Raw genomic sequence first — 23,155 nt, forward strand, 5'->3', positions numbered from 1 at the left:
GGCTCCCCATCATGAACCGTGACGGGGAGCACACGACTACCGACCCTGTCCTATTCCTCCCATTTGAAGACGCGACTCGCGACGAACCCGACGACGAGCGTGAACCCGACCAGGATCGCCCCCGGTATCGCGAGTGCCTCGATCCCCTTGCCCCGGACCAGCACGTCGAGCATGCCGTCGTTCATGTGCCGCAACGGGAAGATCTTCGACACCGTCTGCAACCACGCCGGTGCCTGGTCGACGGGGAAGAACGTGCCGGACAGGAACGCCATCGGCAGCACCACGATGTTCGCCGCCGCCGAAGCCGACTCCTCGGTCTTCGCGAACGCGCCGACCAGCATGCCGAGCGCGAAGAACGCGAGGGTTCCCAGCAGCAGCAACGGAATCGCGAGCCACCACGACCCGGACAGCCGCAGCCCGAACACCGGCAGCGACGCGATGCCGACGAAGATCGCGCCCTGCACCAGCGCGACCCCGGCGCTGACGAGCAACCGCGACGACAGCACCGAAGTGGCCGAGACGGGTGCCAGCCGGATCCGCCGCAGCACCTGCTTTCGCCGCCACGACACCAAGGTCAGGGCCGAACCGAACACCGCCGACACCGCCACGCCCCAGGACAGGATGCCGGGCGTCAGGAACTGGATCGGCTTGAGCGAGGCGTCCTCGACCTTCTCCGCCGCGAACGTGAACCGCGGCGGCTGGCCGGTCGCGGCGAGGTTCGCCTTGTCCACGAACCCGTTGATGATGCCGAGCACGGTCGCCGACTTGACCTGGTCGCTCTGCGCGAACCGGACGTCGAGCTGCTGGCCGCGGATGATCAGCGCCGCGGGCAGGTCGCCGTCCTTCACCTTCTGCACGGCGGAGTTCTCGTCGTTGTACGGCTCCAGCTCCAGCGCACCGCTGTCGCGCAACGCCGAGACGATCGGGCCGTCACCGACCACCGCGATCCTGGTCTTGTCGGCGCCGACGTCGCGCAGGATCAGGCCGAAGATGATCAGGAACATCAACGGGAACAGAAAGGTGAAGAACAGCGTCACCTTGTCCCGGATGAATCCTTTGAGCATCGCCACCGAGAGCGTCTTGAACGCGGTCATGCGCGGTACTCCCGACCGGTCAGGTTGAGGAAAACGTCTTCCAGGGTGGCCGTGCGGACCTGCAGGCCGTCCAGCGCACCGCGTTCGGCCAGCGCGGACAGCACGGGAGCGGGGCGGCGCGTGGAGATCGTCAGCGACACCTCGTTCTCGCGCGCCTCGTCGACACCGTCCAGTGCGGAAGCGTCCACGACGGACACCACGCCCTTCTGCAGCGTCACGTGGGTCGGCGCGTCCAGGCCGCGCACCAGCACCGCCGGCGGGTCGAGCGCGAGGATCTTGCCGGTGTCCATGATGGCCACGCGGTCGCAGAGGATCTCGGCCTCGTCGAGGTAGTGCGTGGTGTAGACGATGGTCTTGCCGCGCTCCTGGATCGCGCGCAGCACGTCCCAGAGATTGCGGCGCGCCTGCGGGTCGAGCGCCGCGGTCGGTTCGTCCAGGAACACGATGTCCGGGTCGTGCACCAGCGCGCACGCGATCGAGAGCCGCTGCCGCTGACCGCCGGAGAGCTTGCTCTCCTGCTCGTTCGCCTTGTCCGCGAGGCCGACCAGTTCGAGCATGTCGGCCGCGGTCCCGTGGCTCACGCCGTAGAGCGCGCCGAACGTCTGCAGCTGCTCTTTCGCGGTCAGTTTGTCGAAGAACGCCGTGGCCTGCAGCTGCACGCCGATGCGCGGCAGCAGCTTCACGTTGCGCGGCCACGGACTCTCGCCGAACAGCGTCACCTCGCCGCTGTCGGGCTTGCGCAGTCCCTCGATGATCTCGAGCGTGGTGGTCTTGCCGGCGCCGTTGGGCCCCAGGATGCCGAAGAACTCCCCCTCGGCCACGGTGAACGACACCCCGTCCACCGCATTCAGCTGGCCGTAGCTCTTGCGGATGTCCCGCACGACGACCGCCGACCGCTCCTCTGTCATGGCCCGGACGTTAGGTCACCGAGGATTGCTTCGCGTGGCGGAACGACGAAAGTCGGCGCGAAGTCGAGACGTTCGAAGTCAGCTGCCCACAACGAGGAGCGGACACGCGGTGTACACGTCGTTGAGCCGGCGCAGCGCCGCGGCGAACTGTTCGAAACGGGCCCGCGGGACGGCCGCGCGCACCTCACTGATCATCTGCCACAGGTAGTGGTGCTCGGCGGTCTCCATGATCGGCAACGGCTGGTCGTCGCCGACGTCGCCGGCGAACGCGAGCGCCACCGTCGCGGCGCGCAGACAGGCCGTCGCGAGCGTGACGCAGTCCTCGACCAGCGTGCGGTCGTCCTGGGCCCGCACGACGCCGCTCACGGCGAACCGGACGGCCTGCATCAGCGCGAGGTGGAGGCGCTGGCCGGCCTGGGTGCGATCGCAGGGCAGGTGGCCGGTGCCGGGGCCGGGCATCACCACGGTCATGCCGACCTGGGGGCGGCGCAGCACGTGGTCGAAGAGGGCGGTCGGTGCCCAGAGCAGGGTGCGCCAGGAGTCCTCGGAGATCGAGGTGCCCGTCCTGGCCGCGTTCTCCAGCACGTCGAGGTAGGCGATCAGGATGCCGGACAGGAACACGCCACCGCGGTCGCCGCCCACCCGCACGATGCCGAAGCGCTCGTCGTGCTCGGCGCTCCGCACGCCGTAGCCGGGCTTCCACTCGATCACGTCGCTGCTCGCGAGCACCACGCGCGCGAGCCGCTGGTGCACGGGCGGCGCGGACAGCACCGTGTCGTCCAGCCCCATCTGGACGAGCATGGACGCAGCGTGCTGCAGCGACTCGCGTCTTTGCGGCACGAGGTCGGGGTGCAGCAGACGGAACGGTTCCACGTCGCCCCCTCCCCTTCCGTTGGTTGTACCCACAATGAACGTCAGGGGGCGTGAAGTCATCCGGATGAACCGCAGCGTTACGTCTCAGTTGGACCGGACGGCCGGACGTCTCAGTTCGATTGGGCCCACGCCACGAGCTGCGCGCGAGACGAGAGGTTCAACACCGCTTTCACGTTGTGCACGTGGGATTCCACGGTCCGGTGTGAGATCCCGAGTTTGCCCGCGACCTGCGCGTTCGTCATTCCCTGCGCCACCAGTTCGACGACCATGCGCTGCCGGTCGCTGAGCACGCCGTCCCGCACGATCTCCTTGTCCAACGCGGTTTCCAGGGCGTGGCGGACGTCCATCGCCTGGCCCGCGTTCAAAGCTCGCGCGAAAGCCGTGCGGGACAGGGACTCCCGCGCGGCGTCCAGCGCGGCCTCCATCTTCCGCCGCCACCACGGTTCCGCCGGGACGACCCACGCGGTGCGCATCTGCTGACAGGCGGCCAGCAGCCGCACGCCGAGTTCGTGCCGTCCCGACAACATCGCGACCAGGCCACAGCCCTCGACCGACTCCAGCACCGCGCGCGGCAGTTTCGCCGCAATGCGCGCGCTCTCCGCGAATCGGGCACTCGCCGTCGTCAGATCACCGCGTTCCAACGCGATGCAGCCCGACGTGTGCACCGCGATGGCCACGACATCCGGCCGTGCATGTGCCTTCAGCGCCGGCAACGCGCCTTCGACCAGCTCGGCGGCACCGTCGGCGTCGCCCCGAATCAGCAACGCCCAGCCGAGGTTCTGACTGGACACAGCGACACTCACCTCGTTGCCGTTGCGTACGCCGTGCTCGATCGATTGGCGTAACGCCCACAAGGTGCTCGGCACGTCACCCGCACCCTCGTAGGCGCTCGCCAACGTGCGGTACAGCCGGCACATGACCAGGTGTTGCCCGCCTGCCTCAGCGGTCTCGACAGCGGCCATCGCGTACTTCACGGCCTCGTCGTGCCGCTGCTCGCATCCCGCCAGCAGCGACGCGTACTCCAGGGCGAGGGTCCGGTAGCGGGCATCGGCGGACGACTGGTCCAGCACCTGCATCAGCACCGCCCCCGCCTCGGCGTAGTAGCCGCGGTCGAAGCACACCCTCAGCAACATCGTGGCGAGCATCAACCGGCGCTCGTCCTGAAGTGCCACCAGATGGGCGAACGCGTACGCCACGTTGTCGTACTCCCGGTGCAGCGCCTTGAGCTGCTCGGGTGCGAGGATCGACGACGTGACGCCGGGTTCGCCCCGTTCGCACAGCCAAGCGATGATCCGTTCGGCCGTGACGTCGTACCCGTCCTGTTCCCGCAGCCGTTCCTCCGCGTAGAGCCGGACCGATTCGAGCATCCGGAAGCGGCCGTCGTTCTCCCGCACCACCAAAGACTTCGCCTGCAATGCGCTGAGCAGGCCGATCACCGGGCTGCCGTGCACGACCTGGGCGATCTCCAGCCCGAACCCGCCCGGCAGCAGCGCAAGCCGCCGGAACAGCTCCTTCTCCTGCGCGGTCAGCAGGTCGTGGCTCCACGCGATGGCCGCGCGCAGGCTCTGGTGCCGCGCCTGTTCGTCGACGTCGCTGAGCAGGTCGAGCCGGTGGTCCAGCCGGTTCGCGAGTTCGTGCGGCGGTACCGACCTGGAGAGCTTCGCGGCCAGTTCCACCGCGAGCGGCACACCGTCCAGCCGCGCGCAGACCGCCGCGATCGCGTCCTGGTCGCCGGTCGTTCCCGCGCGGTCGGTGAAGAGCCGGACCGCGTCCCCGTCCATGCCGTGCAGCGGGTAGACGGCCTCGCCGACGGCTCTCAGGGCTTCCCGGCTCGTTGCCAGGACCTGCACGTTCGGGCAGCGCGACAAGAGCGCGTCCACGACGTCGCAGCATTCCTCGACGAGGTGCTCACAGTTGTCGACGAGCAACAGGATTCTGCGGTTCGCGAGTTCGTGCAGCAACGTGGTCCTGAGCGCGACACCCGCGTGCTGGTACACCCCAACGGCTTCCGCGAACGCCTGCACCACCTGGTCGGACCGGCTCAGCTTGCCCAGTTCGACCGTGCGGACCTCGGTTCTCCTGGCGCGCAGGGAGACCTCCACCGCGAGCCGCGTCTTCCCCACCCCGGCGGCACCGACGAGTGTGAGCATCCTGTGCTTGCGCAGCAACGAAAGCAGCTCCGCCAGCTCGCGTTCCCTGCCCACGAACGCGTCGTCGTACAGAGGCACCTCGGCGACCACAGTGGACGTACCCGCGGAACGCTGACGATAGGCACGCTGACGGCACGCGTTCGAGCAATACCGCGCCCGCGACGGCAGGGGCGCGAAATCCGTGCCACAGCTCGCGCAGGTGCCCATCGCACGAGCGTACGACCGTTTTGGCGTCTCAATTGGAAACTGTGTGAAGGTCGACCTCGAGCGTGGTCCCCGACTGGAGCTGCGCGAGCTCGATCCGATCCTTCACCTTGTTCCGCCACCCACTCCGAATCCGCTCCACCACCTGCGTCTTCGTGGTGTCCGCGGCCTCGGCCTTGATCACGATGTCCTTGCCGTTCTCCAGGTGGACCACGGCCTTGGTGTAGCGGGGAGCGTGTGACACGAACTCGCCAGTTCCCGGCACGGCGGGGTACATCCCGAGCGCGCTGAACACGTACCAGGCCGACATCGTGCCGAGGTCGTCGTTGCCCGTGACACCCGCGGGTCCGTTGACGAACAACGTCTGCGCGGCACGGACGACCACCGACGTCTTCTCCGGCTTGCCGATCAGCGCGTACATCCACGGCGCGTGCAGGTCCGGCTCGTTGTTCGGGTTGTACCTGAACTGGTTGTAGTAGTCGTAAGGCCCCACAACCCACTTCTCGCGAACCGTCCTCGCGGGATCTTGCAGCAGATCCGCGTAGGCGAAGAAGTCGTCGAGCCGCGCCTCGGCCGCCGCTTTGCCGCCGAGCGCCGTGATCAGGCCGGGCACGTCGTGCTGGGCGAGCCACTGGTACTGCCAGGCAGTGCCCTCGTGGAAACCCTCGGGCCCCTGCGGGGTGAAGGGGTTCAGCCAAGCGCCGTTGCCCAGCTTCGGCCGCGGGAAGCCGGTGAAGCCGCGGTCGGTGACGCTGTGGTCCCAGAGGTTGCGGTGGTTGAGGCCGCGCTTGCGCAGGCGCTCGGCGTCCTCCTTGTGACCGAGCGCTTCAGCCATGATCGCGAGCGTGGCGTCGGCCAGCGCGTACTCGAGGGTCGCCGACGCGCCGTGGTGCGGGTCGGTGTCCTGCCCCTTCTTCGGGAAGCGCTTGTCGTACTGGACGAAGCCGTTCTTGAGGTAGTTCGGGTTGCCGGACCGGCCCTGGAACCTGGAGCTCTCCGGCGGGATGCCGTCCACGTTCTGCAGCAGTGCCCGGTAAGCCTGCTCCTCGAAGCCCTTGAGGTGGCCGAACCGCCACAGGTCCACCAGGAACGGCGTGACCGGGTCGCCGGTCATGCAGTTCGTCTCCTGGTTCGCGTAGGCCCAGCGCGGGAGCCAGCCACCCTGTTCGTGGATGGCGAGAACGCTCCTGGCGATGTCCTTGCTGCGCTGGGTGCGGATCAGCGCCAGCAACTGGTTGTGGGCGCGGTAGGTGTCCCAGAGCGAGTAGTACTCGTAGTACGTCCAGCCGTCGGCCTGGTGGACCTGGTTGTCGAAGCCCCGGTACCGGCCGTCGGCGTCGCTGCCGGTCAACGGCTGGAGCAGCACGTGGTAGAGCGCGGTGTAGAAGACCGCGCGCTCGTCCCAGTCGTCCGTCTCGATCTCGATGCAGCAGAGCTCCCGGCGCCAGGCGTCCTGGGCCTCGTTGCGGATGTCGTCGAAGGACTTGCCCGTGGTTTCCGCGGCCAGGTTGTTCGCCGCGCCCTGCTCGTCCACTTGCGACAGTGCGGTGCACGCGGTGACGGGGCCCGGGGTGAACGTCACCCAGGCACCCCTCAGCCCGGCGCCGCCCGCGGATTCCCGTTGGCCCGGCTTGGGTCCGGCCGGGGTCCAGGTGCCGAACGCCTGGAACGGGCGGTCGAACCTGGTGGTGAAGTGCGTGAGGTAGGGCCGGCCACCGCAGAACGCCTGTGTTTCCACGGTTCCGGTGATGGTGCGGTCGTCGACGACCTTGATGCTGCTGGCCGAGACCGGCTCTTTGTCGTTGGCCTGGCCGACGTTGACCAGGAGCGTGCCCTGGACGTTTTGACCCCAGGTGTACCGCTCGACGCCGCTTCGGGTGGTCGCGGTGCACTCGACGGTGATGTCGCGGTCCAGCTTGACCTTGTAGTAGCCGGGTTTGCCGATCTCGCCGTCGTGCGAGTACCCGGTGGCGTAGCGCCTGTGGTCGAAGCTCGTGGGGAGCTGCGTGACCGGGAGGATCGGGACCAGGCCGCCCTGTTCCCAGCAGCCCGCGCCGGACAGGAAGAAGTGCCCGAAGCCGCGGATCTGCTGGTCGTCGTAGCGGTAGCCCGCGTAGTGGGAGCCGATGGGGCTCGAGTGGGCCTTGCCGAACGGCATGGACGCGCCGGGGAACGTGTTGCCCTCGTCCTTTGTGCCGATGAACGTGTTGACCGACTCAATGGGATCCAGTGCGTCCACGGGTTCCACCCTAGTTGGGATGTGGGGAGTTGCGACGGGGCCGGGCGGGTGGTCGCCAGTTCGGGGGCCTGGGCGTGCGGGTCGGCTTGCGTGGGCTGGTGGCGGTTCCAGCGGAGGGGTCACCTGCCGTGCTCATCTCACCTTGCGATGGTGGTTGCGTGGGCATTACCGGGCGTGGTCACTTGTCGCGACTTCGTCGCGAAGCGATTGGGGCTTGACTTCGGGGCCCTTGCGAGATGCTTGTCGACCTTCAATAGCCGGGCACAAGGAGCCCGGCCGATCCGAACACGGTAGCACCTCGCACCCAAAGTCAAGCCCCAATCGCGCGGTGGTTGTGTCATGACCGCTGCTCAGCGGCGCACAGGTAGCGGGCTCACCCATCGCGGAATCCCGACTGTCCGGCTCGCTTCGCACGGCTTTGTCAGGGCAATCAGGCGGCGACATGAAGAAGGTTGCGCCTGGGTTTGCGTTGCGCGTCGAGCCACTTCGGCGGATAGAAGGTCGGCATGCCGTGCACCATTGTCACGTCCCATTCACTTTGGTGGATGAGCGTGTGGTGATGGCGGCAGAGCAGGACGGCATTGTCGACCGAGGTTTCGCCGCCGTCCGCCCAATGGTGAACATGGTGGGCGTCGCATTGCTTTGGTGGTCGGCCGCATCCGGGAAAAGCGCAGCCGCGATCGCGGGCGACGAGGATTCGACGAATTCCAGCGGGGAAGGTGCGGGTCTTGCGGCCGATGTTCATCGGCTGGGACTTCTCACCCAGGACCAGCGGGATGATGCCCGCGTCGCAGGCGAGCCGGCGGACCTGCTCGGCGGGCACTCGCTCGCGGTTGTCCAGCATGCCCTGGCCGACCTGCTCAGCCAGGTCCTCGTACCGCAGGGTCACGGTGAGCGTGACCGGTTCGCCGCCGTGTTCGGGCAGCTGGTCGGCACGCAGCATCAGGTCGACCAGTTCGGCCAGCGCGTCGCCTTCGCGTTCGGCGCGGGAGCGCAGGCCGGGGCCGTCCTCGGCGGTCTCGGGGCGCGGTTTGGCCAGCGGGTCGAGCAGCGCCTCGTACTTCGCGCCGGTGACCGTGTCCAGGAGCGCCCTGATCTCCAGCTGGCCGTTCTTCCAGCGCATCACGTGCTGGTTGACCTGCGAAGCGGGTTCGGGCTCGGGAGGCTCGGGGTCGTCCTGATAGAGCCGGTAGGCCAGTTCCTTGCCGAACGCGCGCACCGCACTGGGCTCGTGCTCACGAGCAAAGCCCACCACGGAGTCTTCGGCTTCGGCGGGCAACGCCTTCATCACCTCGGCGACCACCGCGACGTGCTCGACCGACAGCACACCCTCGGCCACGGCCTCGGCGGTCACCGGAAGTTCCGGGGCGAGTTCGCTGCCGGTCGGGGTGATGTCGCCACCCAGCAACCCGGCGTTCGCGACCCATTTCCTGGCCGCGCTGAGGTCCCATCGGACCGCGTGCCGCAACACCTGCGGCAAATTCTTGTAACCAAGCTCGCCCGCAGCCCCACGCCGATCCAACTCGGCGATCTTCTGCAAGACGGCATTCTCGCGAACCCGGATCTCCGTCACCTCGTCGACGAGGCTGCGCAGCAGCTCGTCGGTGGAGAGGAGTCGGGTTTCGATCACATGTTCTACTCTACCGCAAGATCACGGCAAGATAACGAATAAATGCAAACACGATAGGGTGAACAAACAAACTCATGATCAACTGCGAAGGCGAAGCCGAGCCGTAAAGGCCTAATCCCGCGCCGGGAAGCGGTATCAAGGTGACCACCGCGCGATTGGGGCTTGACTTCGGGTGCGAGGTGCTACCGTGTTCGGATCGGCCGGGCTCCTTGTGCCCGGCTTTTGAAGGCCGACAAGCATCTCGCAAGGGCCCCGAAGTCAAGCCCCAATCGCAATCGTCGCGAAGCGGCGATGAAATGACCCGTCTCGTCACTGCCTGCGCAACCACCCATGCAAGGCAACATGACCGCCGACCTGAAAGACCGGGTCTGAGCGCCGCCGCCGCCAAGTGATCGGCGCTCAGACCCGGAGCGTGCGGCCCTACCTCTTCGCGCCGAGGAAGATGTTCCCCTCGGTCGACAGGTAGTGGCTGGTGTAGTCGAACCGGCGCGCGTCACCGAAGATCAGCCAGTAGTACTTGAGCTGCTCGGACCACCAGTAACCAGGACAGAAGTCGCCCTTCGCCCCGGTCGTCACGTCCGTCAGGATCGTGTACCCGTAGTTGGTCTTCGAGGTCCGCTTCATCTCCTGGTAGTGCCGGTAGGCGCGTTCGCGGTAGACCTCGTCACGCGTGGCCAGCCACAGGAAGAACGCCCCGTCGGCGTACTCCGGCCGGAGCTGGTTGCCGACCGAGGTCGGCCGCAGCGACGTGTAGTTGATGCCCTCGGGCAGCACGCCGTAGCGGTCCTGAACGGCCGTCCAGGAGTCGTGGTACGACCGGCCGCGCGCGATGTCACCGCTCTCGGCGAACAAGCCGCCGAAGAACGCCGCCAGCTCGCTCTGGGTTCGTGAGTCGCGGCGGCCGGTGAAGGCGTCCACCTGGGAGAACCACAGCCGTCCGCCCACGACGTCCGTCTGGTGCCGCAGGATCGCCCGGAGCAGGACGTCCCACCACTGCTTGAGGTCGCGGTCGCCGAACAGGTGCCAGCCGTCCCACAGGTACTCGTAGTAGGAGTCGGCGGGCGGGCCGATCGTGGCGATGCGGTTGCGCCAGGCGCCGGTTTCGGCGTGCACGTCCCACGGCAGCAGGTCGAAGGACGTGCGACGATCGAAGGTGACCTTGAGTGCCTTCTTCGCGGCGTTGTAGTACTTGCGATCGCCGGTCCACTTCGAGAGCGAGCCGAACTCCGTGATGTACGTGCCCGTTTCGGCGAGGTTCGTCTCGGGTGAGGAGACGGCACCCGTGCGCAGATTGACGTAGCGGTAAGGGATTCCGGTCGGCGACTTGGTGAAGGCGACCAGCAGGCGGTCGCCGAGGTCGCGCGCCAGGGACAACAGGGCCGCGTCGCCGCTGACGTGGTAGGCGGAGAGCAGGCCGCCGAGCATGCGGATGTTGGTCTCGAAGACCTGGAACGACGCGTTCACGTCGAAGTTCAGGTTCGCCTTGACCCAGCGGACTCCTTCGGCGAACTCGGCATCGAGTTCCATGAGCCACAACGTGTCCAGGGCTTCGACGACGGTGAGGCCCATTGGCCTGCCGGGGACGAAGAACTCCTCGAAGCCACCTGACACCGGTTTGATCTGGTCGTGCCCGAACGCCCGGTCCACATAGGACCGCCAGGCCCAGCGGACCTCGTTGCGCACGTCCTCGGCAACGGCCCGCCAGCCACCGGGAGGCGGCGCCAGGGCCTTTGCACCGACGGAAGGAACCGCGCCGCCGTCAGCCGATGGTGGCGGCGCGGATGGAGACGGTTGAGCAGCAGCGACACCAGGAACACTCGCAAGTCCGGCGGCGCCCAGAAGGCCGAGAACGCTACGGCGTGGCAGGTCACGCATGAGCAAGCTCCCCTTTCCGCGATTTCGCGTCGGTCGTCCGGTCACCCCTTCTCGACGGATTCGGCGAAGCCCAATCCGTCGAGAAGGAGTCGGCCGGATGGCCGACTTCTCGGCGAAATCGCCGCTGTGCCGAAGGCACGGCAATAGGCACTGACAACGCTGTCTGTCATCGGATCCTTGCGGAGCGCACACGGTGGTGGTCAAGACCACCCGGGCCACCTGTCTCGTTCAGGACAGCAAGTGCGGAAATGAAGAGCCACTTGACCGGTTCCGGAACGGTTGACAAGGGCGTAAAGGCGAGGTGAGATACGCCCACTATGACAACGTTGTCCCCCATCGGACCGGTAGCCGGTCAGCGCAAGGTGCGGCGCGCGACGATGAACGACGTCGCGCGGCTGGCGGGCGTGAGCATCAAGACCGTCTCGCGCGTGGTCAACGACGAACCGGGCGTGCACCCGTCCACCGCCGAACGCGTGTTGGCAGCCATCGACCAGCTCGGATTCCGGCGGAACCTGAGTGCCCGCAACCTGCGCCGAGGCTCGTCCACCGGCACGATCGGGCTGGTGCTGGAGGACGTCGGCAACCCGTTCTACTCCGGCGTGACCCGCGCTGTCGAGGAAATCGCCCGGTTGCGCGGCAGACAGGTGATCTCGGGGTCGTCGGACGAGGATCCCGGGCGGGAACGCGAGCTGGCGCTGGAGTTCTGCAGCCGCCGGGTCGACGGGCTGCTCATCGTGCCCGCCGGGTTGCAGCACAGCTACCTGGTGCCGGAGATGCGCGCGGGCACGCCCGTGGTGTTCCTGGACCGGCCCGCCGGCGACGTCGTGGCGGACACCGTGCTGGTGGACAACATCGGCGGCACCGTGGAAGCGGTCACCCATCTGGCTGCACATGGGCACCGCCGCATCGCGTTCCTCGGGGACGCGCCGGACATCTTCACCGCCAACGAGCGCTTGCGCGGCTACCGCGAGGGCTGTGTGCGTGCGGGCATCGGCTACCACGAGGAACTCGTGGCGATGGGACCGCACGACGAGAGCAGCGTGGCCACCACGTTGCAACGGCTGCAAAGCATGCGCGAGCCCGCTACGGCGGTCGTGGCCGGCAACAACCGCATCACCGTGCACATCCTGCGCGCGCTCGCCGGTTCCGCCGAACGTCCCGCTCTGGTGGGCTTCGACGACTTCGAGCTCGCCGACCTGTTGTCGCCGCCGGTGACCGTGATCGCGCACGACGCGAGCGCGCTCGGCAAGGCGGCCACGGATTTGTTGTTCGCCCGCTTGGACGGCGACAACTCGCCACCGCGCCGCGTCGTGCTGCCGGTGCGTTTGGTGCCACGAGGATCCGGGGAGGTCCACGCGTGAGTTCTGGTGTTCTCCACCAGCCTGTCAACTTGCCCGCCAACCAGCCGAAGCAGTTCTACCGCGGTGGTGAGGCGATCGCCGCACTGCGCGGTGGCACCAGCGGCGACTTCGGCCCGGAGGACTGGGTGGCGTCGACGACAACGCTGTACGGACGCAGTGACGCGGGGTTGACAACGTTGCCCAACGGCGTGCTGCTGCGCGACGCGGTGGCGGCGGACCCGACCGGATGGCTCGGCCCCGACCACGCGGCGAAGTTCGGCGCGGACACGGCGTTGCTGGTGAAGCTGCTCGACGCGGGCCAGCGCCTGCCCGTGCACTGCCACCCGTCGAACGCCTTCGCGGCCTCGCACCTGAACTGCCGGCACGGCAAGACGGAGGCGTGGATCGTCGTCGGCACGACCGGCTCGGACCCCACCGTCTACATCGGATTCCGCGACGACGTGCCCGCCGAGACGGTCGCCGACTGGGTCGCCACGCAGAACACCGCGGCGATGCTGGACGCGCTGAACCCGGTCTGCGTCCGGGCCGGTGACACGGTTTTCGTGCCCGCCGGTGTGCCGCACGCGATCGGCGAAGGTGTGTTCATCGTCGAACTGCAGCAGCCGACGGACTTCTCGGTGACGCTGGAGTGGCAGGGCTTCCTGGCCAACGGCGACATCGGCCACCTCGGCCTCGGCTACGACGTCGCGCTCGACTGCGTCGACCGGCAGGGCTGGGCGGGCCAGCTGGACAAGCTGGTGCGCCAGACGTCCGAGAAGTGGGCGCCGTCGGTCGATCTGCTCGGCCCCGACGCGGACCCGTTCTTCCAGGCCGACCGCCTGCACGTGGAGGGTTCCTTCGCACTGGAGCCGTCGTTCGCCGTGCTGGTGGTGCTGGAGGGTGCCGGCCAGCTCGGTGAGCTGGAGGTGCACAAGGGCAGCACCGTCGTCGTGCCGCACGCGGCCGGCGAGATCGGGCTGACCGGTGACCTGGTGGCGATCCGCTGCCGACCGCCCGTTCTATCCACAGTGGAGGATGTGTCGCCATGAGCCAGCCGTTGCTGGAGGCTCGTGATCTCACGAAGAACTACGGCACCGTGGAGGCTCTCCGCGGTGCCGCGTTCAGCGCCTATCCCGGCGAGGTCGTGTCGCTCATCGGCGACAACGGCGCGGGCAAGTCCACCCTGGTGAAGTGCCTGTCCGGGGTGGAGCAGCCGACCAGCGGAACCCTGCTGTTCGACGGCAAGCCCCTCGTCCTGAGCTCCCCCAACGACGCCCGCGACCGGGGCATCGAGACGGTGTTCCAGGACCTCGCGGTCGCGCCGGACCTCGACCCGGCCGCGAACATGTTCCTGGGCAGGGAGATCCTCAGGTCCGGCCCGCTCGGCTGGCTCGGCGTGCTGGACAAGAAGGCCATGCGCCGGCAGGCCGCCGAGCACTTCAGCCGGTTCGGCGCGACGCTGCAGAGCATCGACGTGCCGATCGCGGCGCTGTCCGGTGGTCAGCGCCAGTCCGTCGCGGTCGCGCGCTCGGTGGCGTGGGCGTCGAAGCTCGTGTTCATGGACGAACCCACGGCCGCACTCGGTGTGGTGCAACGGGAACGCGTGCTGGAAGTGATCAAGCGGGTGCGTGACGAGGGCATCGCGGTGGTGCTGATCTCGCACAACATGCCCGAGGTGCTGTCGGTGTCCGACCGCGTCGAGGTGCTGCGCCTCGGTCGTCGCGTGGCCCGTTTCAAGGCCGCGGACACCAGCGTGGAAGAGCTTGTCGGCGCGATGACCGGCGCGCTGACCCAGGAGGACGCGGCGTAATGACGACCGATGAGAAGACAACGTTGTCTAGCTCTTTGTCGGACGAGCGGCGCACCCCGCTGCTGAAGCGTCTGACCGGTGCGAACACGCTGTGGATCGGCCTGGTGCTGCTGGTGCTGGTCGCCGCGTTCGGCGCGATCCGCCCGGACGCGATCTTCCAGGTGACCACGCTGCAGTTCCTGCTCGCGGAAACCGCTGTGCTGCTGGTGCTCTCGGTCGGCATGACGTTCGTGATCATCACGTCCGGCATCGACCTGTCCGTCGGCTCGGTCCTGGTGTTCGCGTCAGTCTCCTCCGCGATGGCGATGAACTCGGTGTCCGGCGGCGACGCGACGAACGCGGGCTGGGGCGTGATCGCGTTCGGCCTGCTGGTCGCCGTCGTCAGCGGAGCGGCGTGGGGACTGCTCAACGGTTTGCTGATCTCCCGTGCGAAGATCCCGCCGCTGATCGTGACCCTGGGTTCGTTCGGCGCGGCGCAGGGCGCGGCCCTGTTGCTGAACAACGGTTCCAACGTGTCCGGCATCCCGGACAAGCTGAACACCACCTTCGGCTCCGGCACGTGGTTCGGCATCCCGAACATCGTGATCGTGGCCGTGATCGTCACCGCCCTCGGCGCGTTGCTGCTGACCACCACGCGCTTCGGCCGCTACACCTACGCGGTCGGTTCCAACGAGGAGGCGGCCCGGCGCGTCGGCATCTCGGTGCGCGGCCACCTGACGAAGGTGTACCTGCTCGCGGGCACCCTGGCGGGTCTCGCGGGCTTCATGGGCAACGCGTTCTTCCGCGTCGCGGTCGTCACCGGCCACGAGACGGACAACCTGAACGCGATCGCCGCCGTCGTCCTGGGTGGGACGAGCATCTTCGGCGGCATGGGTTCGGTGCTGGGCACGGTCTTCGGCGTGTTCATCCCGGCCGTCCTGGAGAAGGGCCTCGTGATCATCGGGGTCAAGGAGTTCTGGCAGCCGATCGCCGTGGCGATCGTGCTGGTGGCCGCCGTGTGGCTGGACCAGACACGGCGGCGGGCGCGCAACCAACGTTAGGAAAGGTGCTGGACCAATGAAGATCCGCTCCGCAGTGGCAATCACCGCCGCTTTCCTGCTCACCGCGTGTGGCGGAGGCGGGCAGATCGGTGACTCGAATTCGGGCAACTCCGCCGCGAACAAGAAGCTGGTGCTCATCCCCGGCATCACGGCGGAACCGTTCTACATCTCGATGCAGTGCGGCTTCCAGGACGCGGCCAAGGCGGCGGGCTACGAGTTCGACACGCAGGCCCCCGCCAAGTTCGACGCGGCCCAGCAGACCCCGATCGTCACGGGCATCCTCGCCTCCAAGCCGGCCGCCGTGCTGATCGCGCCGACCGACGACAAGGCCATGGCCGGGCCGATGAAGCAGCTCAAGGACGCGGGCATCAAGGTCGTCGAGGTCGACACCAAGCTCCAGGACACCTCGATCGGCGTCTCCTCCATCTCGTCCAACAACGAGCAGGGCGGCAAGCTGGCCGCCGAGACGCTCAACAAGCTCGCGGCCGGCAAGACCGGTTCGGTGCTGGTGCTGAACACCAAGGCGGGCACGTCCACGACGGACGCCCGCGCCAAGGGGTTCGAGGACGCCATCAAGGCCTTCCCGAACCTCAAGTACATCGGCCAGCAGTACACCGACAACGAGCCCGCCACCGCGGCCTCGAAGGTGACCGCGACCCTGGCCGCGAACCCGGACCTGATCGGCGTGTTCGCGACCAACCTGAACACCGGTGAGGGTGCCGCGACCGGCCTGCGCAACGCCGGCAAGACCGGTGCGGTGAACCTGGTCGGGTTCGACGCCTCGCCGAAGCAGGTGCAGGACCTGCAGGCCGGCACCGTGCAGGCGCTGATCGCCCAGGACCCCGGCACGATCGGCAAGCAGGGTGTCGAGCAGGCCCTGGCCGCGATCGACGGCAAGGAGACCAAGCGCAACATCGAGACGGACCTGGTCGCGATCACGAAGGACGACGCGGCGGCCAACTCGAAGTACTTCTACAAGCAGTCCTGCTGATCCACCTCTGACGCCGAAGGGCCGTTCCCACCCCGGGGGACGGCCCTTCGGCCGTTCGGAGCCTTGATGACGCATGTCATGGCCGCTTGGCCGCGTTGGGCTAAGACCAGAGTTGTACGAGCCATCACCCTTCAGCCGATGTTCAGGATCGCCAAAAGCGATGAGCTGGTGGCACGCTGAAGGGGGATCAACCAATGCATCGCAGGAAAGTCGCGACGGCACTAGCCGTCGTCACCGCAACGTCGCTGCTCATCGCACCACAGGCCCAGGCGGCGCCCACCCAGCAGATCCAGTGGCAGAAGTGCTTCGACACGCCGCCGCCCGGCTTCCCGGCGGGTTCGGAACGGCTGGAGTGCGGCAGCTTCACCGCGCCGATGGACTGGAACAACCCGGACAACGGCAAGACCATCACCATCGCGGTCAGCCGGCTCAAGCCGCTGAACGGCACCGCGAAGAGCACCGTCTTCACCAACCCCGGCGGGCCGGGCGGGCCCGGTCGCACGTTGCCGATCGTCTACCTGGACCGGCCGAAGCTCAGCGAGAACGCCGAGATCATCGGCATCGACGTGCGCGGCACCGGCGCGAGCAGCAACGTCACCTGCGGGAACTCCAACGCCGACAGCACCGCCGATCCGCGTGACCGCGGCAAGGCGAACCTCGACCTGATCTACGGCACGATGGAGCTGCACGCCAAGTTCTGCCAGACCAAGTCCGGCGAGTTCGGCAGGTACGTGACCACCGACCAGACCGTGAAGGACCTGGACCTGTTGCGCCAGGTGCTCGGCAAGAAGAAGGTCAGCTGGCTCGGGTACTCCGGCGGCAGCTGGATGGGCGCCTACTACGCCACGTACTTCCCCAAGACGCTCGACAGGATCGTGCTCGACTCCAACGTCGACTTCACCGGGCCGTGGCAGCCGATCTTCGACGACTGGGGCATGGGCTTCGAGCGCCGGTTCCGCGTCGACTTCCTGCCGTGGGTGGCGAAGTACGACAGCGTCTACCACCTCGGCAAGACCGGCGAGGAGGTCCGCCAGTCCTACGAACGCACGCGCGCGAAGCTCGGCGAGCAGCCCGTCACGCGGCCGGAGGGCACGTACTACGCGGTGACGCTCGACTTCCTGTTGCGGGGCGCGATGTACAGCAAGGACGCCTTCGCCGGTGCGGCACAGACCATGGCCGAGCTCGCGGGCACGGCGCAGCCGCGGCTGACGGCACAGGCCAGCTACCCGGACGCGCAGACCGGCACGGCCTACTCGATCATCTGCAACGACACGCCGTACCACGGCAACAGGAAGTTCCTGGAGCGCGAGGCCGCGGTCAACGGCGCGAAGTGGCCGCTCGTCGGCTACACCCAGATCATGGGCCCCTGCGCGTTCTGGGACCGGCCGAACGTGAACCTCAAGCACCCCAACGGTGTCGGTGTCGCGCCGACGTTGATGGTGCAGTCGGTGCGCGACCCTGCGACGCCGCTCGAAGGCGCCCAGCAGGCGCACAAGAACTTCAGGAACTCGGTCCTGCTCACCGTCGAGGACGAGGGTGACCACGGCATCTACGGGTTCGGCAACAAGTGCGTCAACGACGTCGTCGAGGGCTACCTCGTCGACGGCGTCACGCCCGCGAAGGACCTGAAGTGCCCAGGGGTTCCGCTGCCCGCGCCCGGTGAGGCCGCGCAGAACCCGCTCGCGAAGGCACGTCAGCTCGCCACCCAGCTCGGTTGGTAGAAGAGGGGGAACCGATGCAGCGCAAGAGAATCGCGGCGGCGTTAGCGGTCGTCACGGCAACGTCACCGCTGATGGCACCACCCGCACAAGCCCAGAACAGTCTGGCCAGCCAGGAAATCACGTGGCAGAGGTGTTTCGACCCGGTCCCGCCCGGCTTCCCGCCCGGCGCCGAACGGTTGCAGTGCGGCAGCTTCACCGCGCCGATGGACTGGAACAACCCGCACAACGGCAAGACCATCACGATCGCGGTCAGCCGCACGGTTCCGTTGAACGGCAATGCGAAGACGACGGTCTTCACCAACCCGGGCGGACCGGGTGGCGCCGGACGCACGTTGCCGCTGATCTACCTCAACCGCCCGAAGCTGAGCGAGAACGCCGAGATCGTCGGCATCGACGTCCGCGGCACGGGCGGCAGCGACAACGTCACGTGTGGCAACTACCAGCACCGGCTCGCGACCGACTGGCGCGACCGGAGCAAGGCCAACCTCGACCTGATCTACGGCGGCATGGAGTTGCAGGCCAGGTTCTGCCAGACCAAGTCCGGCGAACTCGGCCGCTACATCACGACCGAGCAGACCGTGCGCGACCTCGACCTGCTCCGCCAGGTCATGGGCCGCGAGAAGGTCAGCTGGCTAGGGTACTCCGGCGGCAGTTGGATGGGCGCTTACTACGCCACCTACTTCCCCAGGACGCTCGACAAGATCGTGCTGGATTCCAACACCGAGTTCACCGAGTCGTGGCAGAAGGTCTTCGACAACCTCCCGGCCGGGGCCGAGCGCCGGTTCCGCGTCGACTACCTGCCGTGGGTGGCGAAGTACGACAACGTGTTCCACCTCGGCAAGACCGCGGAGGAGGTGCGCCAGAAGTACGAGACGACGCGCGCTCGGCTGGCCGAACAACCCGTCACCCTGCCGGACGGCACCGTCGTGACCCCGGTCCTGCTGGACGCCCTGTTCTTCACCGGCCTGTACGACAAGGACGCGTTCGAGGCCACGACAGTGCTCTTCGCGCAGATCGCCGGCGTCCCGCCCGCCGCACTGGCCAAGGCTCAGCCGCCCAAGCAGTACCCGGACGCGCTGATGGGCACGCAGATGTCGATCCTGTGCAACGACACGCCGTTCCGCGGCGACCGCAGGACACTGGAACGCGAGGGCGACAGGAGCGTCCGGAAGTACTCGCTCGTCGGCGGCTACCAGATCACCGGCCCGTGCGCCTGGTGGGACCGCCCTGATGTGAACCTCAAGCGCCCCAACGGCGTCGGCATGGACTCAGCGCTGATGGTGCAGTCGGTGCGCGACCCGGCGACGCCGCTCGAAGGCGCGCGACGGGCGCACCGGAAGTTCGCGAACTCGCGGCTGCTCACCGTGCAGGACGAGGGCGACCACGGCATCTACGGGTTCAGCAACGACTGCGTCAGCGGTGTCGTCGAGAGCTACCTCGTCGACGGCGTGGTGCCGGCGAAGGACCTGAGCTGTCCCGGCGAGCCACTGCCCGCGCCCGGTGAGGGCACGGGCAACCCGCTCACCAAGGCGCGCGAGCTGGCGGTTCAGCTCGGCTGGTGAACCTCCAGCACCGCCTCGGACAAGGTGGTGTACCAGGGACTCTCGGTGAACCGGGGGCCGGTCTCCTCGCCCAGATAGAGGTCGATGTGCCGGTCCCCGCCCAGCCCCGGCGTGAACTCGTCGGTGATCTCCCACGACGAGGACGCGAGCTTCTGACAGACGGCGAAGTCGACGTTCGCACCCTCAGGCGTCTGTCCACACGAGACGAGCTTGATCCGTGAGCCGGTCTTCAGCCCGTCGGCGGCCGCCGAAACGAACGGCTTCAACGGCTTGCCGAACGAGTCGCGCGGCTCCGAGTCGAGCCAGTAGCCCTTGTCGTGCGACCAGTTGAGGTACCGCCCGGAAGCGGTCCGCCCGGTACCTTCGTCCTTCACCGCCTTCGCGAACGACTGCGGAAACGTGCCGAGCAGGTCCTTGCCGTTCTCACAGTCGATGACCAGGCATCCCCGCACGGGCACCGACGGTCCACTGTGGAACGACTCGACCGCCGTGTAGTAGACGGTGACCTGCCAGCCCTCGTCCGTGCCACCGGGTGCGGGTGGGCCGACCTGACCGGCGGAACATCCGGCCAGGACCAGCACCACCCACAACCAGCGCACCAGACCTCCTGTCAACCGGCCATCACCGTGGCGACGGACGCGAACGTGTAGCCCGCGCTCTTCAGCCCGTTGACGGTGTCCCGCAGGTGCCCGGTACCGAGGTACGGGTGGTAGAAGAAGCTCGCGACACCATCATCGACCACCTTGAGCTGGTTCGCCGTCTTGACCAGGTCGGCCGGCAGGCGGGCGGGGTGGTTGTTGAACGGCTCGGGCTCGACGTTGCCCACCGCTTCCGGCGCCACGACGGAGCCGTAGATGTCGCGGACCAGGTACGGGAAGTACTGGCCGTAGATCTTGTCGTACTGCGGCGCACCGGCGCCGCACGCGCCGCCCGGGCAGTACCCGCCGAAGTACAGGCCGCGGTCGTAGCGCTTGCCGAAGTTCTGCTGGATGACCTGGTAGTCCACGGCCGACGCGGCGTAGTGCGGCGGCTCGAAGATGGTCGGGCGGGGGAAGCCCGCCAGCGCGAGCGCCGTCGACGCCGAGTTGATCCTGCCCTGCATCCACGACGCCGAGTCACCGGGGACCGGGCCGTCGTAGATCACGCTGTCGTTCTCGTTGACGTGGGCCATGTAGAACTCGAAGTCGTTGCCGCTGCGGCCGTCGTACGGGTTGATCGCCTTGCCGAACTGGTGCGTGTAGCCGTGCATCAGGATCGTGCCGCCGCGCTGGGTCATGTACCGCAGTGCGTTCACGACCTGCGGCCTCTGCGCCAGGTTCGCCGCCTCGGGCACGCCGTTGTTGTCGGCGCCCAGCGGGTTCTCGAAGCGCGGGTAGACCGCGATGCTGAACGGGATCTTCTGCGCGTACAGGTAGTCGGCGATCGCGCGCAGCTCGTTCGGGTCGGCGTCGGGGCCGACGTCCTCGATGCGCACCAGCGCCCGCTTGCGGTCGGCCATCGTCGGGTTCGACACGCGTGAGATCAGGTCGGCGGCGGCCAGGTAGCGGTCGCCGTGGTCGACGTAGCTGAACGGGATCTCGCCGATGTAGGTCAGGTTCTTGGCCTTGGTGGCCCAGTTGATCGGGCCGGCGGCGGAACCGTTCGCGATCGCCGGTGCCGACGCGATCGCCGGGTCGGTGATCGAGGTGATCATCAGGCCGGACGGGGTCGCGAGGGCGTTGCGGCCCAGGTCGGTGTTCTCGTACCGGACCGTGGTCGCGGCACCGAAGTCGTACTGCACCCAGTTCCAGCCGTAGGTCGTCTGGAAGCTCGGCGCACGGGCGGTGAGCTGCCAGATGTTGCTCGCCATCCACAACACCGGCTTGGTGGTCGCCAGCACGTCGTCGAGGAACGCCACCGGGATCGGCTCGTCGTAGGTCGAGCCGATGTAGATCACGCCGGTGTAGCCGGAGATCTCCCCGGCCGTGTAGGCCCCGACCGGGTGCATGACGTACGAGCTGCCGTGCGAGACGAGGTTGCCGGCCTGCACCGCGTACGCCTCACCGAGCCACGCCCACGGGCCGGTGTTGTCGTAGAGGACCAATGTCTTCTGCGTCGACTTCGCGCCGGGCGCACCGCCGCCGTTCGTGCCGGTCGCGGCGGCCTGGGCGGTCGCGGACAGGCCGAGCGTGCCGAGCACCGTCGAGATCACGCCTGGCTGCGTCGTGCGCTTGGCGATCCGGGTGCTCGTCGCCGAAGGCGTCGTGGGCGGCTTTGGCGGAGCGGGCAGCACGTTGTCGATGAGCTCACCAACGTTGTCGACGAGGGAGAGCGGCGCCGCCTGAGCGGGCGCGGGAACCATGGCGACCGCGAGGGCGACCCCGACGGCCAACTTGAACAGTCTGGCCTTCATGCAACATCCACCTCTCCCGACAGGCGCACAGTCGCGCTGCCGGCGTACGGAGCAAACTCAACGGGTCGCTGCTGCTGAAGGCCCAGCAGCCAGGCCAACGCCTGTTCGGTGCGCACGGACGCGAGACCATCGCCGAACGGATTGCCTTCGGCGGTCATGACTTCGCGTGCGGCGGGGTTGTCGAGCAGCTGGACGGTGAGCGACGTGATCCGCTCGCGGTCGGTGCCGACGAGCACGGCGCAGCCCGCGTTGACGGCCTCCATCCGCTCGGTCACGTCCCGCAGCACCAGGGCCGGGACGCCGAACGACGGCGCCTCCTCCTGGATGCCGCCCGAGTCGGACAGCACCAGCGTGCACTGCGCGAGCAGCCGTGCCATCTGCGCGTACGGCAACGGGTCGGTGATCGTCACGCGGGCGACTCCGCCCAGCACGTCCATCACCTGCTGCCGCACGGCCGGGTTCGGGTGGGCCGGCAGCACGATCTCGACGTCGGGCCTGGCCTCGACGATGTCGGCCACCGCCCGCAGCACGCGGTCGAGCGGCTCGCCCCACGACTCGCGGCGGTGCGTGGTGACCAGCACCAGACGCGATTGTCCGCTGTGGACCCGGTTCTCGATCTCCTGCAGCCGGGCGTCGCCGTAGGGGGCACGGCGGGCGGCCACGTCGAGCACGGCGTCCACCACGGTGTTGCCGATGGTCAGCACGTTGTTGCCCTGCAACGACTCCGCGGCGAGGTGCGCGGCGGAGTCAGCGGTCGGCGCGAGGTGCAGCGACGCGAGCTGGCCGACCATCTTGCGGTTCCCCTCCTCGGGGAACGGCGAGGTCAGGTCGTGCGAGCGCAGGCCTGCCTCCAGGTGCACGACCGGGATCTGCTGCCAGAACGCGGCGAGCGCGCCTGCCAGCGTCGTCGTCGTGTCGCCCTGGACGAGCACGGCGGCCGGCGAGCGTTCGGTGAACAGCCGGTCGAGCTCCTCGATCAGCTGGCTGGTCAGCTCCGCCTGGCCGCCCGTGACGCGGTTCAGCTTGAGTCTGACGTCGGCCGCGAAGCCGAACGACTCCAGGGCCTGGTCGACCATTTCCGGGTGCTGCCCGGAGTTCACCACCACGGGCCGGAGGCGCCCGCCCGCGAACATCGCGGCAGCGACCGGCGCCATCTTCACGGCTTCCGGGCGCGTTCCGGCGACCAGGAAAACCTCGGGAACCTCGCCCCGGTCGAACTGCCGAGGGCCGGGCACCAGGGCACTTAGTCCCATCTTTTACCTCTTTGTACTCTTCAGGCACGCGCGGCGAACGTGCGCCATCACATGTAGCGACTAGATGGTCGCT

At 67.9% G+C, this 23,155-nt stretch carries 17 protein-coding genes; 7 read left to right on the forward strand and 10 right to left on the reverse strand.

Annotated elements, in window-relative coordinates; genetic code table 11:
• Positions 1-50: 50 nt before the first annotated feature.
• The 7 genes from SK803_RS11685 to SK803_RS11715 all read right to left on the reverse strand — a co-directional run bounded on the left by SK803_RS11685 (position 51) and on the right by SK803_RS11715 (position 10,973).
• The gene (locus SK803_RS11685; RefSeq protein WP_319965918.1) at positions 51-1,094 is read right to left on the reverse strand and encodes an ABC transporter permease; all 1,044 of its coding nucleotides are present in this window, start codon (positions 1,092-1,094) and stop codon (positions 51-53) included.
• Positions 1,091-2,002: an ABC transporter ATP-binding protein gene (locus tag SK803_RS11690; protein ID WP_319965919.1), complete on the reverse strand. Its 912-nt coding sequence runs from the start codon at positions 2,000-2,002 to the stop codon at positions 1,091-1,093. Before SK803_RS11690 ends, SK803_RS11685 begins: the two co-directional genes overlap by 4 nt.
• 78 nt (positions 2,003-2,080) lie before the next feature.
• Complete coding sequence (locus SK803_RS11695; protein WP_319965920.1) at positions 2,081-2,875, reverse strand: hypothetical protein; 795 nt, start codon at positions 2,873-2,875, stop codon at positions 2,081-2,083.
• Between the two features lie 110 nt (positions 2,876-2,985).
• Positions 2,986-5,103, reverse strand: a complete 2,118-nt coding sequence (locus SK803_RS11700) for a helix-turn-helix transcriptional regulator (protein WP_319965921.1) — start codon at positions 5,101-5,103, stop codon at positions 2,986-2,988.
• A gap of 157 nt (positions 5,104-5,260) precedes the next feature.
• On the reverse strand, positions 5,261-7,468 hold the full coding sequence (locus SK803_RS11705) for a GH92 family glycosyl hydrolase (RefSeq protein ID WP_319965922.1): 2,208 nt from the start codon (positions 7,466-7,468) through the stop codon (positions 5,261-5,263).
• 430 nt (positions 7,469-7,898) lie between these two features.
• Positions 7,899-9,098, reverse strand: a complete 1,200-nt coding sequence (locus SK803_RS11710) for an HNH endonuclease signature motif containing protein (protein WP_319965923.1) — start codon at positions 9,096-9,098, stop codon at positions 7,899-7,901.
• A gap of 420 nt (positions 9,099-9,518) precedes the next feature.
• The gene (locus tag SK803_RS11715) at positions 9,519-10,973 is read right to left on the reverse strand and encodes a glycoside hydrolase family 47 protein (RefSeq protein ID WP_319965924.1); all 1,455 of its coding nucleotides are present in this window, start codon (positions 10,971-10,973) and stop codon (positions 9,519-9,521) included.
• 377 nt (positions 10,974-11,350) lie between these two features.
• On the opposite strand from SK803_RS11715, the gene SK803_RS11720 reads away from it, so the two are divergent.
• From SK803_RS11720 to SK803_RS11750, 7 genes are all read left to right on the forward strand, one after another.
• Positions 11,351-12,334, forward strand: a complete 984-nt coding sequence (locus tag SK803_RS11720; RefSeq protein WP_319966085.1) for a LacI family DNA-binding transcriptional regulator — start codon at positions 11,351-11,353, stop codon at positions 12,332-12,334.
• 29 nt (positions 12,335-12,363) lie between these two features.
• Positions 12,364-13,362: a class I mannose-6-phosphate isomerase gene (locus SK803_RS11725; protein ID WP_319965926.1), complete on the forward strand. Its 999-nt coding sequence runs from the start codon at positions 12,364-12,366 to the stop codon at positions 13,360-13,362.
• Entirely contained in the window at positions 13,359-14,123 is a 765-nt protein-coding gene (locus tag SK803_RS11730) for an ATP-binding cassette domain-containing protein (RefSeq protein WP_319965927.1), read from the forward strand. The genes SK803_RS11725 and SK803_RS11730 overlap by 4 nt, the downstream gene beginning before the upstream one ends.
• Positions 14,123-15,163 carry an ABC transporter permease gene (locus tag SK803_RS11735; RefSeq protein WP_319965928.1) on the forward strand — a complete coding sequence of 347 codons (1,041 nt, stop codon included), beginning with the start codon at positions 14,123-14,125 and terminating at the stop codon, positions 15,161-15,163. The genes SK803_RS11730 and SK803_RS11735 overlap by 1 nt, the downstream gene beginning before the upstream one ends.
• 16 nt (positions 15,164-15,179) lie before the next feature.
• Entirely contained in the window at positions 15,180-16,154 is a 975-nt protein-coding gene (locus tag SK803_RS11740; RefSeq protein WP_319965930.1) for an ABC transporter substrate-binding protein, read from the forward strand.
• 194 nt (positions 16,155-16,348) lie between these two features.
• Positions 16,349-17,875, forward strand: coding sequence for an alpha/beta hydrolase (locus tag SK803_RS11745; RefSeq protein ID WP_319965932.1), 1,527 nt, complete (start codon positions 16,349-16,351; stop codon positions 17,873-17,875).
• A gap of 14 nt (positions 17,876-17,889) precedes the next feature.
• Positions 17,890-19,437, forward strand: a complete 1,548-nt coding sequence (locus SK803_RS11750) for an alpha/beta hydrolase (protein WP_319965934.1) — start codon at positions 17,890-17,892, stop codon at positions 19,435-19,437.
• Here the strand turns inward: SK803_RS11750 and SK803_RS11755 are convergent.
• The 3 genes from SK803_RS11755 to wecB are packed head-to-tail and all read right to left on the reverse strand — an operon-like array spanning position 19,422 to position 23,082.
• Entirely contained in the window at positions 19,422-20,036 is a 615-nt protein-coding gene (locus SK803_RS11755; RefSeq protein ID WP_319965935.1) for a hypothetical protein, read from the reverse strand. The two genes, SK803_RS11750 and SK803_RS11755, sit on opposite strands and share 16 nt — an antisense overlap.
• 11 nt (positions 20,037-20,047) lie before the next feature.
• Positions 20,048-21,829, reverse strand: coding sequence for a polysaccharide deacetylase family protein (locus SK803_RS11760; RefSeq protein WP_319965936.1), 1,782 nt, complete (start codon positions 21,827-21,829; stop codon positions 20,048-20,050).
• Positions 21,826-23,082 (reverse strand): non-hydrolyzing UDP-N-acetylglucosamine 2-epimerase, encoded by a 1,257-nt coding sequence (wecB, locus tag SK803_RS11765; RefSeq protein WP_319965937.1) that lies wholly within the window; start codon positions 23,080-23,082, stop codon positions 21,826-21,828. The genes SK803_RS11760 and wecB overlap by 4 nt, the downstream gene beginning before the upstream one ends.
• Between the last annotated feature and the right edge of the window lie 73 nt (positions 23,083-23,155).

It is taken from the genome of Lentzea miocenica (assembly GCF_033949945.1).
GTDB lineage: Bacteria > Actinomycetota > Actinomycetes > Mycobacteriales > Pseudonocardiaceae > Lentzea > Lentzea miocenica.

Coding starts and splice junctions, on each gene's coding strand:
- SK803_RS11685 (WP_319965918.1), bottom strand. CDS start 1,094: ATGACCGCGTTCAAGACGCTCTCGGTGGCGATGCTCAAAGGATTCATC.
- SK803_RS11690 (WP_319965919.1), bottom strand. CDS start 2,002: ATGACAGAGGAGCGGTCGGCGGTCGTCGTGCGGGACATCCGCAAGAGC.
- SK803_RS11715 (WP_319965924.1), bottom strand. CDS start 10,973: ATGCGTGACCTGCCACGCCGTAGCGTTCTCGGCCTTCTGGGCGCCGCC.
- SK803_RS11720 (WP_319966085.1), top strand. CDS start 11,351: ATGAACGACGTCGCGCGGCTGGCGGGCGTGAGCATCAAGACCGTCTCG.
- SK803_RS11730 (WP_319965927.1), top strand. CDS start 13,359: ATGAGCCAGCCGTTGCTGGAGGCTCGTGATCTCACGAAGAACTACGGC.
- SK803_RS11735 (WP_319965928.1), top strand. CDS start 14,123: ATGACGACCGATGAGAAGACAACGTTGTCTAGCTCTTTGTCGGACGAG.
- SK803_RS11740 (WP_319965930.1), top strand. CDS start 15,180: ATGAAGATCCGCTCCGCAGTGGCAATCACCGCCGCTTTCCTGCTCACC.
- SK803_RS11745 (WP_319965932.1), top strand. CDS start 16,349: ATGCATCGCAGGAAAGTCGCGACGGCACTAGCCGTCGTCACCGCAACG.
- SK803_RS11750 (WP_319965934.1), top strand. CDS start 17,890: ATGCAGCGCAAGAGAATCGCGGCGGCGTTAGCGGTCGTCACGGCAACG.
- SK803_RS11760 (WP_319965936.1), bottom strand. CDS start 21,829: ATGAAGGCCAGACTGTTCAAGTTGGCCGTCGGGGTCGCCCTCGCGGTC.
- wecB (WP_319965937.1), bottom strand. CDS start 23,082: ATGGGACTAAGTGCCCTGGTGCCCGGCCCTCGGCAGTTCGACCGGGGC.